The sequence below is a fragment of the Arthrobacter sp. MMS24-T111 genome (genome assembly GCF_054888995.1).
In genome coordinates this window covers 4,249,097-4,262,000 of sequence record NZ_JBTZRO010000001.1, presented here as the reverse complement: position 1 = coordinate 4,262,000, position 12,904 = coordinate 4,249,097, and the positions used below count along the sequence as shown (strand labels likewise).

The following is a 12,904-nucleotide window of genomic DNA, read 5'->3' as shown; positions in this document are numbered from 1 at the left end:
TCACGCCGCCCCTGCTTCGGCCAGCACCTGCTCGCGCAGGATGTCCGCGTGGCCGCAGTGCTGGGCCAGTTCCCGCAGCATGTGCAGGTACACCCAGCGCAGCGGAAGCGGGCCCCGCCGGTTGCCGGTGACCACGTCGTCCAGTCCCAGCCCGGCCGCGGCCGCCCGGGAGGCGGCGCACGCCTCCCGGTGGGCTGACCGGACCGAGGCGACCGTGTCGGCGTCGTCAAGCATGAACGATTCGTCCGGGGTGGCCGGGATACCGATCTCACTGCGCGGGCGGCCCGTGACGGCTTCGTCGAACCAGACCTTCTCCACGAAGGTGGCGTGCTTCACCAGGCCCAGCAGCGTGGTGCGGGACGGAACCAGCCGGCGCCGGGCCTGCTCCTCGGTCAAGCCGTCCAGGCAGTCGTCGAGCGCAGCCCGGTGCTCGTCAAGGAAGAATTCGAACTGGGCACGCAGCGGCTCGGAAATCACGTCGTCCATGGAACGGGGGAGGATGGCCATACGCCGACCCTAGCAAGCCGGCAAGAAGGTGCGGCTACAACGCCCGGGCCAGGGAACGCCCCACCGTCCTGCCGGTGAACATGCAGCCACCCAGGAAGGTGCCCTCGAGGGCGTTGTAGCCGTGGGCGCCACCGCCGCCGAACCCGGCGGCCTCCCCGGCGGCGTAGAGGCCGGGAATGGGGATGCCATCCAGCCCGAGCGCCTGTCCGGACAAATTTGTCTGGATGCCGCCGAGCGTTTTCCGGGTGACGACGTGGAGCCGCACCGCGATCAGCGGCCCCGCTTTCGGGTCCAGGATCCGGTGGGGCTTCACTGTCCGGAAGAGCCGGTCACCCAGGTAGCGGCGGCTGTTGCGGATGCCCGCCACCTGGGCGTCCTTGGTATAGGCATTACGGATCTCGGCGTCGCGTTCCCCGATCTGCCGCCGCAGCAGCGCACCATCGAGCAGCGGCTCAGCGGTGAGCCCATTCATGCCGTGGACCAGGTCCGGGAGGTTGTCCGCCACCACAAAGTCCGCGCCGTGCTCCTTGAACGCCTCGATGGGACCGGAGGCACCGCGGCCCAGCCGCGTCTTCAGCAGCAGCTTGAGGTCCCGGTTGGTGATGTCCGGGTTCTGTTCGGAGCCGGAAAGGGCGAACTCCTTTTCGATGATCCGCTGGTTGAGGATGAACCAGGAATGGTCGTACTGCTGGATGTCCGGGGTGGTCCGCAGCAGGCGGAGGGTACCCAGCGTGTCGTAACCGGGCAGGCCGGGGGAGGGCAGCCGCCGGCCCAGCGCATCGAACCACAGCGAGGAGGGGCCGGGCAGGATCCGGATGGCGTGGTCCGGCCAGATGGGATTCCAGTTCTGGATCCCCTCGGTGTAATGCCACATCCGGTCCCGGTTCACCAGCCGAACCCCGGACGCGTCGGCAATGTCCAGCATCCGCCCGTCCACGTGCTGCGGCACCCCGGTGACCATCCTGCGCGGCGGTGTCCCCAGCCGGTCCGGCCACCAGCGCCGCACCTGCTCATGGTTGCCGCCGATCCCGCCGGAGGCTATCACCACAGCCTGCGCCCGCAACTCAAAGTCCCCTACGACGTAACGGTTGGAGGGCGCCCCACGCGGCGACGCATCAGGTGCCAGCACGGCGCCGCGCACCCCGGTGACCGCACCGTCGTCGTACGTTAAACCGTCCACCCGGTGCCGGAAGAAGAACGTGACGCTGCCTGCCGCGGCCGCATCCCGCGCCTTGTCCGCGAATGGTTCGGACACCCCGGTGCCGGTGCCCCACGGGACGTGGAAGCGGGGGACCGAGTTGCCGTGGCCGCCGGCCCTGCCGTCGCCGCGCTCGGCCCAGCCCACCAGTGGCGTGAACCGGACTCCCTGCTCCTGGAGCCAGGTGCGCTTGTCGCCGGCGGCGAACTCCACGTAGGCGCGGCCCCACTGCGCGGCCCATTCGTCCTCCGGGTGCGGTCCGGAAAGCCTGTCCCATTGCGCCGAGCCCTGCCAGTCCTGCCACGCCAGCTCGAAGGAATCCTTCACGCCCAGCCGGCGCTGCATGGGGGTGTCCACCAGAAAAAGACCGCCCAGCGACCAGAACGCCTGGCCGCCCAGGTTGGCCTGGTTCTCCTGGTCCAGGATGGCCACGCGCTTCCCCGCACGGACCAGCTCGTTGCAGGCCACCAGCCCGGCCAACCCGCCGCCGATGATGATGACGTCCGCATCCATGCGTGCCTGCCTGGTTTCGAAAGTTGTTGTGACTGCTTGCCAAGCTATCGCACGAAGCGGCCCATGCCCGGGTCTTTCGTGCCCGGCGCGCAGCAGCCGCCTGCCGCCTTCGTGTCACACTGGCCCGGTTTTCAAGGGGAAACGGCCGCGGGAGCGCGGATTCCCGGCGTTTCGCGGCGAAAACCGGGCTAGTCTGCGTGCCTGATGCGAGGCGGGGGCGTCCGGAAGCAGGCGTCCGCGTCAGGCGATGCCGTCCCCAGTTCTGCCAGCCCGGGCGGGTTGGCGCCGGGGCGGGAACAGGTGATGGCCGCGGCCCTGTTCGCGTAGCCGGCCAGGAGGCGCAGGTCAGCAGCATTGAGGGCGGCCAGCCGCGGCCGGGCCGCGGCGCCCAGAAGGTCCATCTGCGACAGGCCGGCGATCAGGGCGGCCATGAAGGAGTCACCCGCCCCGACGGTGTCCGCCACCTCGATTCTTTCACCCGGCAACTCCACGCGGCCCTGCCTATTCAGGAGCACCGGTCCCTCAACACCGCGGGTCAGGGCCACCATCGCCGGGCCGAGCTCCAGCCAGGCGGCCAGCGACTCGTCCGGCGTCCGGCCCGGATAAAGCCAACGCAGGTCCTCGTCGCTTGCCTTGACGACGTCGCTCGCGGCGACGAATTCCTCAGCCTGCCTGCGAGCCGCGGCAACATCGGGACTGATGCCGGGCCTGCAGTTGGGGTCGTAACTGACGGTGGCACCGTGCCGGGCCGCCCCCACCAGCGCATACGTGGCGTGGTTGCCCGGTGAAAGCGTGGTGGCAATGGAACCGGTGTGGACGTGCGCGGAGGTTTCCACGGCGGCCAGGGCGGGAAGCGATGCGCCATTGATGTCCCAGGTGATGTCGAAGGCGTAGGTTGCTGCACCGTCCGGCCCCAGCGTTGCCGTTGCCGTGGAGGTGGGCGCAGCGCCGCCCAGCACCGGCCTGACGCCGTTGGACTGCAGGTGCTGATCGATGATCCGCCCGTACGCGTCGTCGCCGTAATGGGTCACCAGGCTTGTGGAAAGGCCCAGCCGCGCAGTTCCCACCGAGACGTTCAGCGGGCTGCCTCCGGGGTGGGCTTTCCAGCCGCCGGTTCCCCGGCGCGGGTCAGTGATGATGTCCACGAGGGACTCGCCGATCACGGTGACCACGGGACCGCCGTTCCCGGCATCCGGCATGTTGTGGGCTGTTGGCATGGCTGCTTCCTTGCAGGTGATGGGGCGGGATGTGGTGCTGTGCTCAGCGGCCCGGATAGACCACGGCCTTGAGTTGGCCGGGCTGCTTTCCCGCCTTCAGCGCCGCTTCGGATTCGGCGAGGGGGAATTTTCCGGTAACCAGGATGTCCAGATCCACTCTTCCGTCGGCGATCAGCTGGATGGCCAGGGGCCAGGTGTTGGTGTAGCGGAAGACCCCGGAGAGCCAGATTTCGCGGTTCTGGATGTAGGAGACAGGCAGCTCCACATCGTCTGCGCCGAGCCCCACCAGGATCACCCGGCCGGCCGGCGCCACGGCCTTGATTCCGTAACGGACCGCCTGCGGTGCGCCGGAGGCATCGATGAAGGCGTCGACGTCGAGCCCCTCCACACTGTCCGTCTTTGCGTACACGGCGTGGGTGGCCCCGTGTTCCAGGGCAAAGGCGAGCCGGTCCTCGGCGATGTCGCTGATGTAAATCTCGGCGGCGCCGAACGCCCGTGCCGCCTGGGCGGCGATGATGCCGATGGGGCCGGCGCCGGCGATCAGCACCCGGCTGCCGGGCCGGATTTCCGCGCGCTCGCAGGCCCACAGGCCCACGGACAGCGGTTCAATCAAGGCGGCCGCCTCGTCGCTGACGCTGTCCGGAATGTCGTAGGCGAAGTCGGACTGGATGGTGACGTGTTCGGCGAACGCGCCGTCCACGGGCGGGGTGGCGTAGAACTTGATGTCCGGGCACAGGTTGTAGCGGCCGGCCTTGCACTGCTTGCAGGTGCGGCAGGGCCGCTGGGGTTCGACGGCGACGCGGCTGCCAACGCGGGCCGGATCGACGGCGCTTCCGACGGCGGTGATCCGGCCGGAGAGCTCGTGGCCCAGGATCAGCGGGTGGTCCACGACGTAGGGGCCGATCCGGCCGTGCTCGTAGTAGTGGACGTCACTGCCGCAGACGCCGACGGCGGCGACCTGCACCAGGACCTGGTCCGGGTCGAGCTGGGGGAGGGGGAGTGATTCCATGGCCATGTCGCCCTGGCTCTTCAGGACGGCGGCGCGCATGGTGGCCGGCAGGCCGGCGGCGGGGGCGGGGGACTGGGCGGTGGTGGTCATAGCGGGGTCCTTTGCTGAAATCGAGGGTAATTGGCGGGTGGGCCGGTTACTTCACTGCGCCAAGGGAGAGGCCCTGGACGAGTTTGTCCTGCGCTGCGAAGCCGGCGAACAGCACCGGCAGGGAGATGACGACGGCGGCCGCGCAGACTTTGGCGAGGAAGAGGCCCTGGCCGGAGACGAAGCCGGTGAGGAAGACGGGCGCCGTGCCTGCCACCACGCCGGTGAGGACGCGTGCCAGGAGCAGTTCGTTCCAGCTGAAGATGAAGCAGATCAGCGCGGTGGCGGCGATCCCGGGCATGGCCACCGGGGCGATGACCTTGCGGAGGATGAGCAGGAGGTTGGCGCCGTCGATCTGGGCCGCCTCCAGCATCTCCTCCGGAACTTCGGCGAGGAAGGACCGCATCATCCACACCGCGATGGGCAGGTTCATGGAGGTGTACATCAGGATCAGGAACCAGATGTTGTCCAGGGCACCAACGGTGCGGGCGAACAGGTAGAGCGGCAGGATCGCCGCCACCACGGGCATCATCTTGGTGGACAGGAAGAAGAACATCACATCTGTCCACTTCTTCACGGGCCGGATGGAGAGTGCGTATGCCGCCGGGATGGCCAGGACCAGTACCAGGGCCGTGGACAGGATGGAGGCGGTGGCGGAGTTGATCAGGGACGGCCAGGGGCTGACGCCGGAGGTTTCGCCGAAGAATTCCCGGTACGCGTCCAGGGTCAGGTTCGCGGCCACCGACGGCGGGTTGGTGGCTGCGTCAGTCTCCGAGTGGAAGGAAGTCAGGATCATCCACACCACCGGGGACGCGAACAGCAGTGCCAGCAGCCAGGCCGCGAGCCCGGCCGCGGTGTTGTTGCGGGTGGGGTCCATCCGGGACTTGCCGCGGCGGGCCCTCATGCTGCCCGGGCCGGCGTGGGTGGTGCTTTGGGGCGCGGCGGGAGTGAGGGTGCTCATCGTGCTGCCTCCTTCTTGAAGAGCGAAAAGACGGTGCGGAGTGCGAACGTGGCCACGATGATGGTGCCGATGACCACCACGACGCCGGCCGCGGAGGCCAAGCCGTATTCGTTGGCGTAATAGAAGGTCTGGTAAATGGCGTAGGGGAGGTTGGCGGTGCCCAGGCCGCCGGCGGTGAGGGTGAAGACGGAGTCGAAGTTCTGCACGATGTAGATGGCACCCAAAAGACCGCCGAGTTCCAGGTACTGGCGCAGGTGGGGGAGGGTCAGGTGCCGGAAGATCGCCCAGGGGGTGGCGCCGTCCATCTGGGCGGCTTCCACGGTGTCCATGGGCCGGGACTGCAGGCCGGCGAGCAGGATGAGCATCATGAACGGCGTCCACTGCCACACCAATGAGACGACGACGGCGGCCAAGGGCGCCTGCGACAACAGGTCCAGTTGGGGCGGGGTGCTGCTGCCGAAGAGGGACCAGATCCAGGTGAGGATCCCGTTGACCAGCCCGTAGGCGGGGTTCAGGAGGGCATGCTTCCAGATCAGGGCCGCGGCCACGGGGACCACCAGGAACGGCGCGATCAGCAAGGTGCGGGCCAGTCCGCGGCCGAGGAACTTCTTGTCCAGCAGCAGCGCCAGGCCCAGTCCGATGAGCAGGCTGGCCAGGACCACGGAGACGGTGAGGACGATGGTGGTGACGATGGCTTGGCGGAGGTCGGGGTCGGTGAGTACCGTGACGTAGTTTTCCAGGCCGGCGAAGGCTGTCTTGGTGGGGCTCAGGCTGTTCCAGTTCAGGAACGAGATGAACAGGGTCACCACGAACGGGAGCTGGGTGACGACGATAAGGAAGACCAAGGCGGGCAGCAGCGGTGCGCGGCGTGCCCAGGCCAGGGCACGTTCACGAGACGAGGCGCTGCGTGCGGGTTTGGCTGCGGTGTGTCCCGGTCGGGAGATACGCGCCGTTGCGGTAGTCATGGGATTCTCCTGCGGTTCGGTTAGGGCTGCTTGTACTTGTTGCCGATTTTCCGGGCGGCTTCCTGGCCCTTCGCCAGGGCATCGGCCACGGTGCCTTGGCCGGCGATGGCCGAGCTGACGCCTTGCGAGACGTTGGTGCCCAGCGCAGCAAACTCGGGTATGCCCACGAATTGGATGCCGACGGCGGGACGCGGCTGGGTGCCGGGGTTCTTCGGGTCGGCGTTCTCGATGGCGAACCGTTCCGCGGTGAAGAACGGGGCAGCCTTCTGGAACTCGGCATTTTCGTATGTGGAGACGCGTTTGCCGGAGGGGACCTTGGCCCAGCCGAGCTTGGATGCCACCAGCTGCTCGTACTCCTTGGAGCTGGCCCAGGCAATGAACTTCCCGGCCGCATCCTGCTTCTTGGATGCCGCCTGCATGGCCCAGGACCACGTCCAAAGCCAGCCGGAGGACTTGGTCTCCTTCACCGGGGCCTGGGCGTAGCCGATCTTGCCCTTGACAGGGGAAGAATCGGCTTCGAGGGCGCCGGCGGCGGAGGTTGCGTCGTACCACATGGCCACCTTGCTTTGGCTCATGTTGTTCAGGCACTCGGTGAAGCCGGCCTGCGCGGCACCTGCTTCACCGTGCTGGCGGACCAGGTTGGTGTAGAATTCGGTTGCGGCCGTAAATTCGGGGCTGTTGACCTGGGCGTTCCAGTCCTTGTCGAACCAGGTGCCGCCGAATGTGTTCACCACGGTGGTCAACGGCGCGAAAACCTGGCCCCAGCCGGGCTGGCCGCGCAGGCAGATGCCCTTCATGCCGGGGCTGGCGCCGTCCACCTTCGCCGCGATGTCCGCCACCTGGTCCCAGGTGGGTTTGTCCGGCATGGTAAGGCCCTTGGCCGCCAGGATGTCCTTGCGGTACATCAGGAAAGAGGACTCGCCGTAGAACGGTTCGCCGTAGAGCTTGCCGTCGGTACCGGTCAAGGATGCCGTGTACGCGGGCAGGATGTCGGCCTGGTCGAAACCCGGGTCCTTGGCCACGCTGTCCAGGGGTGCCAGCCAGCCGTTGGCGGAATAGAACGGGATCTCGTAGTTGGACAGCGAGGCGACGTCGTACTGGCCGGCCTGGCTGGAGAACTCCTGGCTGATCTTCGCCCGGACATCATTTTCCGGCAGGATCGTAAAGTTCACGTTGATGCCGGTTTCCTTGGTGAAGTTGTCTGCGGTGAGCTTCTGCAGGTCCTCCATCTGGGGGTTGTTCACCATCAGTACGTTGATGCTGTTCGGGTTGCCGGCGGAATTGCCTCCGCCGGCACCCGCACATGCCGTGGCGCTCAAAGCGATGCAGAGTGCCCCGGCGGAGAGGACGGCAGCGCGCGTTTTCGGGCGCATTAAGGACTCCTTTGTTCTTCAGGAAGATGCAGGCCCGGTGCCCGCCGACTGCTGCGTCGGGGTGCCCGGTTGGAGCGCGGCCAGCCACCGGAATCCCGGTGCGCCGTGCTGGTGTTCCTCAAGGTTAGGGGTGCGGCACAGGTCACAACTAGCGCCCTGGTTGCGCATTTCTGATACTTATTTTCCGAACCGCAAGGGCCCTTCGCCCGCTACTCTGGGACAAGGCAGCCAGGGGGCTGTCCAGAATTCATAACCACCCGATGCACGGAGACCACCATGGCCACAGTGGACAATGCCGAGGAAGCCACAGCCCGGCTGGCCGAGCGGCTGCTGGGCATGCGGGCCAACCGGGAGGTGATCCCGCCGGATCCCAACCATTCGGTCCGCTGGCACCAGCACAGCTACCCCAGCCCGGTGGCACGGTGGAACTACCATCCGGAATACGAGATCCACCTCATTCGGAAAGGCACCGGAAAGTTCATCGTCGGGGACCACATCGGCACCTTCGAGGCCGGCCATGTGTCGATCGTGGGTTCGGGCCTGCCGCACGACTGGGTCAGCGACCTGGAACCTGGCGAGGTACTGGAGAACCGGGACGCCGTCATCCAGTTCGACGGAAAGTGGGTGGAGCAGGCATCCAACCTCGTCCCCGAACTCGCGGAGGTCCGTCCGCTCCTGGAACAGTCGGCGCGGGGTATCGAATTCCTGGGCCACACCGCAGTGTCAGCAGCGGCGGCCATCGAAACCATGGGCCAAACCACCGGCCTGGAGCGGCTGCAACACCTGTTTGAACTTTTCGCTGTCCTTGCCGGCGCGCCGGAAGGCGACCGCCGCTATCTGGCCGAAGCCTGGTTCAGGCCGCAGTTGGACGGCCAGGCTGCCGCCGTCGTCGATCTGGTCCTGGAGTACGTGTTCAGCAACCATGCCGGCAGCGTGCGGATGTCCGAGGCCGCCGCGCTGGTGGGCATGCCGGAGCCCACCTTTTCGAAGTACTTCAAGCGGGCCACGGGGCAGAACTTCAGCGACCTGGTCCGCAAGTTGCGCCTGGCGCACGCCCGGCGCCTGCTGGAGCGCAGCGACAAGCCTGTGTCTGAGATCTGCTACGAGGTGGGCTTCTCCAACCTGTCGAACTTCAACCGGCACTTCCTCAACGACGCGGGTGAGACGCCGCGGAACTACCGGCAGCGCCTGCAGGGGTGAGGGGCGGGCGGTCGCCGCGGGTTAGGCTGGAGCCACCCGCACCAGGAACCCGGAGAACACGTACGCCATGGCTGATGACGGAGCACCTGCCGCACCTTTCGACCGTGCCGTCCTGATCTTCAATCCCGGCCGGCCTGGAATGGGCCAGCGGATCGAGGCGTTGCAGCGGGACCTGGCCACCGACCTGCCGGGGCTGCCCGTTTACCTGTTGCCAACGGAATTTGCCGGCCACGCCCGTGAACTTGCCCGGGGCGAGGCGCGCCGGGGTGTGCCGCTCATCCTTTCCGTCAGCGGGGACGGCGGGTACAACGAGGTGGTCAACGGCGTGATGGACGTGCCCGGCAGCAAGGCCGTCTGCGCCGTCATTCCCGCCGGAAATGCCAACGACCACTACCGAAGCCTGCCGGTGCGAACCTTCGCGGAAGCGGCGTCGGCCGGTGTGGGCCGGCGCGTCGACCTGCTGCGGATCACGCTCCGGACCGCAATGGGAGAACGGGTCCTGTACGCGCATTCCTACGTGGGGTTCGGGCTGACCTCGTTGATGGCCATAGGCATTGAACAGGGCGGGAAGGGTAAGGTCCTGGAGCTCGTCTCCGTGGCCCGCACGCTCTCGAGGTTGAAGCCCTTCGAGCTTGTCCGGGATGACGGGGCCACCGCCCGGTTCGACAGCCTGATCCTGGCCAACGTTTCGCGCATGGCCAAGTACGGTACCGTCAGCGAGTCGCACTACCCGGACGATGGGCGGTTCGAGGTGGTGACGCTGCCCCACGCCGGCCTGACGAAGATGGCCCTGATGACGCTCCGCGCAGTCACCCTGGGGCTGGGGCATCAACCGAGCGTCAGCCGCTATGCCTTCTCCACCCGCGATACCGTTCCCTGCCAGATCGACGGTGAAGTGGTCTACGTCGAGGCCGGAACCCAGGTCCTGGTGGAAAGCGCCAAGGGAGCCCTGGCCACCCTCTGAAATCCCAAGCCGGAGTGGCGCGCCGGCCGGGGTACCGCCGCGGAGCGGCAGTACCCCCGGAACGGCCTACGGCTGCACGGAGTCGAAGAACGTGTGATCAGGATTTGACCCGGCCTCATGGGATTTCATCCGGATGAAGTCCACGTCCTCCTCGGACAGCGTGGTCTCACCGTGGGGATCTCCGTTGGCGCCCTCGCCTGCGGCTGCACTGATGTGGGCGGAAATTGTCCGCGGCAAAATCATGCAGCCGGGGTTCGCCAGCAGCCATTGGGTGACCGCAGCGGGAAGCAGGTTCCACTGGTCGCGAATACTGATGTCAGTCATGGGGTTTGCCTTTCGTAAAAGTGTCAAGGACGCCCCCAGGCCCGGGATGCGCCGGTGCCGGCCGCGGTTTTCGCAGCCGGCACACGAGGAGGAAAGGCTTAATCGAAGTGGATGTCTGCGGCCGCCTTGCGCAGCGACTCAAGGCGCTCTTCCTCCGCCAGGCCCAGCGCTTCGAGCTCGTCGTTCCGGTGGGTCCGTTCCTGGGCAGCCTGGGCTGAAATGTCGCGCAGGATCACGCCTACAAGATGGGCCAGGCCCGCTTTGAGGTCCACCAGGTTGGTGTTGGTGATCAGGAGGCGGCGGTCTGAGACCTGGAGTTCCACATCGCTGTACCCGGCGTCGGCCAGGCGCTGTTTCGTAGCTTCCCCGTGCAGCAGCTCGACTTCCCGGGGCTCGGGCCGGCGCGAAAAGACAGCCGGCACGGTGTACCGCGTGGGGCCCTGGGCCGTGCCCAGGTCATGCGGCAACGCGGATGCGAGGATTCCGCCGAGCGATAACGCCGAGTCGGCGCGTACAACAGAGTCTTGGATGGTGGTCATGGTGTCTACCAGCGTTCTGAAGGGTGCACTGCCGGAGCCCGGGACGCGGGACGGAGTGGCTGGGGCAGGGGATCCGGGTCCGGATCGGCTGCGGTGGAGGTGAACGGATGCCGTTCCGGCCGGTGTTGTGGTGTGGCCCCTCGTCGTACCGATTCCCTGCTGCGCCGGGGTCGAGGTTACTCGGTACGGCGCACGCCGGCGGCCTTGGAAGGCAACCGGGAATCGGGCTCATTTTCGGGGCAACGGATGTCCTGCCACGATGTCCCGAGATACTTTGAGTCTACGCTCATCAGCGCCTCTTCCGGGCCGGGATGCGGAACCGGCCCGCCGAAGGTCGGGCGCCTGCCGGAACGGTAGGCGGAATCGATCACGGACGCGAGTTCATCCAGCACGGTGTGGTTTCCGGGGAGCACCACGTGGGCCAGGAATTCCGATTCAAGGCTGGCGATTCCCGCAGTTACGGCTCCGAGTTTGGCGTCGATGGCCAAGGCCAGGGCGTGCCATGATTTACGGTTGGCGCGTTCGAGGATTTTCGCGTTGGCCTCGTGGACCCTGCTGTCAGCGATGTCCCCGCGAATGGCCAGGGCGCCATCGGACTGCAGCAATGGCATGACAATCCGGAATTGCCGTCCGGTGCCCCGGAACGCCACTGCGCTCCGGTCTCCTCGCTGGGTGAACAGGATGTCCGTTGCCCCGTAGTCCGTGAGCGCCTGCCTGATGTGCTTCCGGGAAGCCTCGCTGCTGAAGGAGTCGCCGCGGGTGTAAGGGCTTGTCATCTCCTAACTATGCGCCTCGCCGCCACCCTTTCCTAACGTCGCCATAACGCATCGGCCGCGGAACAGCAATGGACCCGGCAAACCCTGCACTGCAGTCCGTTTGCCGGGTCCATTCGAAGGGAGGCATGCAGCCCCGGTCAGGCTCAGACCCCCGCGTTGTACACGTCCAGGCCGAACCGGTTGAGCCCGGGCGTCCCGGCGTACCCCAGGTACGGCAGCGCGAAGGTGTCCTCGATGCTGGCGAGCAGGCTGTAGTGGTTGTACGGCGTGGTGGACCAGGTTCCGCCCTTGGTGAAGGGGGAGAGGACCAGCGCGCCGACGCGTCCGCCGCCCATGCCCGTGATGCCTGGCAGGGCCGCATTCGGGCCCGGGCCTTCGCCGCAGCAGGCACTGGCGTCCGACTGGGGCCCGTCGGATTCGTCGAAGGTAATCACCAGGACGCCGTCTTGCTTGAACGCCGGAGAGTTGGTGATGACCGGAACCCATTGCTTGAGCCAGGCGTCAGCGCTGGCCAGGCCGCCGGGCTGCCCGTCCACGCAGGGGGAATCGTGTCCGTCGTGGCAAAGGTTGGGCGTGATCATGGACAGGTTGGGCGTGGTGGCAGCCGAGGCGAGGTCCGTCTGCAAGGCGGAGAGGTCGACGTCGTTCGTGGCGCAGTCCGGTGAGCCGGTGATCCCGGCGAAGTAGACGAACGGGTTGTGGCGGGCAGCGTACTGGTCGCCCACCTTGGCTTTCTGGGTGTCATCGACGGCACCCAGGGCCGGGTGCCGGCAGGGGGTGCCCATGTCCTCCATGTACCCCTTCCAGGATTTCCCGGCGTCTTTGAGCTGCCCGGCCACCGTGGGAACGCTGGCCGGGAACACGCAGCCGTCGCCGACTGCCTGGCCGGGGCTGGCGGTGCCGCTGCCGAAGAACGGGGTGTAGGTCTGGCAGTCGGCCTGCATCTGCGGGTTGGGTCCCTGGCCGGAAATCTGCGCCACATAGTTAGGCTGGGAGTTGTGCGCCGTGCCGAAGTACTGGTTCAGCAGGACGCCTTGGCTGCGCAGGGTCTGGGAAAGATAAGGAGCGGCCGACGCCGGGCCCCAGGTTTCGTCGTAGCCCTTGTTTTCGAGGTTGATGACAAAGACGTGGTTGGCGCCGGGCAGGTAGCCGGAGGCCGGCGCGGTGGCGGGAGCGGGGGCGGCGGCGGCCGGCTGGGACGGCGTTGCCGCCCCGCCGATTATGGCGGCGGCGAACACGGCGATGGCCGCTGCGGCGGCACGGAGTTTCAT

The 12,904-nt window shown here is 67.2% G+C and carries 13 protein-coding genes; 2 read left to right on the top strand and 11 right to left on the bottom strand.

Translation table 11 applies throughout. The features are described from left to right. From ACX5I6_RS19825 to ACX5I6_RS19795, 7 genes are all read right to left on the bottom strand, one after another. A complete protein-coding gene (locus ACX5I6_RS19825; protein ID WP_461841617.1) occupies positions 1-507 on the bottom strand; it encodes a DinB family protein in 507 nt (168 codons plus the stop codon). A gap of 34 nt (positions 508-541) precedes the next feature. After that, complete coding sequence (locus ACX5I6_RS19820; RefSeq protein ID WP_461841616.1) at positions 542-2,218, bottom strand: FAD-binding dehydrogenase; 1,677 nt, start codon at positions 2,216-2,218, stop codon at positions 542-544. 188 nt (positions 2,219-2,406) lie between these two features. After that, a complete protein-coding gene (locus ACX5I6_RS19815; RefSeq protein ID WP_461841615.1) occupies positions 2,407-3,435 on the bottom strand; it encodes a carbohydrate kinase family protein in 1,029 nt (342 codons plus the stop codon). 43 nt (positions 3,436-3,478) lie between these two features. Further along, positions 3,479-4,534, bottom strand: a complete 1,056-nt coding sequence (locus ACX5I6_RS19810) for an NAD(P)-dependent alcohol dehydrogenase (protein ID WP_461841614.1) — start codon at positions 4,532-4,534, stop codon at positions 3,479-3,481. Positions 4,535-4,580: 46 nt separating this feature from the next. Then, complete coding sequence (locus ACX5I6_RS19805; RefSeq protein WP_461841613.1) at positions 4,581-5,492, bottom strand: carbohydrate ABC transporter permease; 912 nt, start codon at positions 5,490-5,492, stop codon at positions 4,581-4,583. Continuing rightward, complete coding sequence (locus ACX5I6_RS19800; RefSeq protein ID WP_461841612.1) at positions 5,489-6,457, bottom strand: carbohydrate ABC transporter permease; 969 nt, start codon at positions 6,455-6,457, stop codon at positions 5,489-5,491. The genes ACX5I6_RS19805 and ACX5I6_RS19800 overlap by 4 nt, the downstream gene beginning before the upstream one ends. 20 nt (positions 6,458-6,477) lie before the next feature. Next, positions 6,478-7,830: an ABC transporter substrate-binding protein gene (locus ACX5I6_RS19795; RefSeq protein ID WP_461841611.1), complete on the bottom strand. Its 1,353-nt coding sequence runs from the start codon at positions 7,828-7,830 to the stop codon at positions 6,478-6,480. Positions 7,831-8,106: 276 nt separating this feature from the next. On the opposite strand from ACX5I6_RS19795, the gene ACX5I6_RS19790 reads away from it, so the two are divergent. Both ACX5I6_RS19790 and ACX5I6_RS19785 read left to right on the top strand, forming a co-directional pair. Next, on the top strand, positions 8,107-9,030 hold the full coding sequence (locus ACX5I6_RS19790; RefSeq protein WP_461841610.1) for an AraC family transcriptional regulator: 924 nt from the start codon (positions 8,107-8,109) through the stop codon (positions 9,028-9,030). Positions 9,031-9,097: 67 nt separating this feature from the next. After that, on the top strand, positions 9,098-9,994 hold the full coding sequence (locus ACX5I6_RS19785; RefSeq protein WP_461841609.1) for a diacylglycerol/lipid kinase family protein: 897 nt from the start codon (positions 9,098-9,100) through the stop codon (positions 9,992-9,994). 66 nt (positions 9,995-10,060) lie between these two features. Here the strand turns inward: ACX5I6_RS19785 and ACX5I6_RS19780 are convergent, their stop codons facing one another. The 4 genes from ACX5I6_RS19780 to ACX5I6_RS19765 form a co-directional block, all read right to left on the bottom strand. Then, complete coding sequence (locus ACX5I6_RS19780; protein ID WP_461841608.1) at positions 10,061-10,318, bottom strand: hypothetical protein; 258 nt, start codon at positions 10,316-10,318, stop codon at positions 10,061-10,063. A 98-nt stretch (positions 10,319-10,416) separates the two neighbouring features. Continuing rightward, a complete protein-coding gene (locus ACX5I6_RS19775; RefSeq protein ID WP_461841607.1) occupies positions 10,417-10,857 on the bottom strand; it encodes a hypothetical protein in 441 nt (146 codons plus the stop codon). A 176-nt stretch (positions 10,858-11,033) separates the two neighbouring features. Then, positions 11,034-11,633, bottom strand: a complete 600-nt coding sequence (locus ACX5I6_RS19770) for a hypothetical protein (RefSeq protein ID WP_461841606.1) — start codon at positions 11,631-11,633, stop codon at positions 11,034-11,036. Positions 11,634-11,776: 143 nt separating this feature from the next. Continuing rightward, a complete protein-coding gene (locus ACX5I6_RS19765) occupies positions 11,777-12,904 on the bottom strand; it encodes an alkaline phosphatase family protein (RefSeq protein ID WP_461841758.1) in 1,128 nt (375 codons plus the stop codon).

What these genes read in the sequence shown, in the direction of transcription:
- ACX5I6_RS19825 (WP_461841617.1), bottom strand. Translation starts at nt 507, where the DNA reads ATGGCCATCCTCCCCCGTTCCATGGACGACGTGATTTCCGAGCCGCTG.
- ACX5I6_RS19820 (WP_461841616.1), bottom strand. Translation starts at nt 2,218, where the DNA reads ATGGATGCGGACGTCATCATCATCGGCGGCGGGTTGGCCGGGCTGGTG.
- ACX5I6_RS19815 (WP_461841615.1), bottom strand. Translation starts at nt 3,435, where the DNA reads ATGCCAACAGCCCACAACATGCCGGATGCCGGGAACGGCGGTCCCGTG.
- ACX5I6_RS19810 (WP_461841614.1), bottom strand. Translation starts at nt 4,534, where the DNA reads ATGACCACCACCGCCCAGTCCCCCGCCCCCGCCGCCGGCCTGCCGGCC.
- ACX5I6_RS19805 (WP_461841613.1), bottom strand. Translation starts at nt 5,492, where the DNA reads ATGAGCACCCTCACTCCCGCCGCGCCCCAAAGCACCACCCACGCCGGC.
- ACX5I6_RS19800 (WP_461841612.1), bottom strand. Translation starts at nt 6,457, where the DNA reads ATGACTACCGCAACGGCGCGTATCTCCCGACCGGGACACACCGCAGCC.
- ACX5I6_RS19795 (WP_461841611.1), bottom strand. Translation starts at nt 7,830, where the DNA reads ATGCGCCCGAAAACGCGCGCTGCCGTCCTCTCCGCCGGGGCACTCTGC.
- ACX5I6_RS19790 (WP_461841610.1), top strand. Translation starts at nt 8,107, where the DNA reads ATGGCCACAGTGGACAATGCCGAGGAAGCCACAGCCCGGCTGGCCGAG.
- ACX5I6_RS19785 (WP_461841609.1), top strand. Translation starts at nt 9,098, where the DNA reads ATGGCTGATGACGGAGCACCTGCCGCACCTTTCGACCGTGCCGTCCTG.
- ACX5I6_RS19780 (WP_461841608.1), bottom strand. Translation starts at nt 10,318, where the DNA reads ATGACTGACATCAGTATTCGCGACCAGTGGAACCTGCTTCCCGCTGCG.
- ACX5I6_RS19775 (WP_461841607.1), bottom strand. Translation starts at nt 10,857, where the DNA reads ATGACCACCATCCAAGACTCTGTTGTACGCGCCGACTCGGCGTTATCG.
- ACX5I6_RS19770 (WP_461841606.1), bottom strand. Translation starts at nt 11,633, where the DNA reads ATGACAAGCCCTTACACCCGCGGCGACTCCTTCAGCAGCGAGGCTTCC.
- ACX5I6_RS19765 (WP_461841758.1), bottom strand. Translation starts at nt 12,904, where the DNA reads ATGAAACTCCGTGCCGCCGCAGCGGCCATCGCCGTGTTCGCCGCCGCC.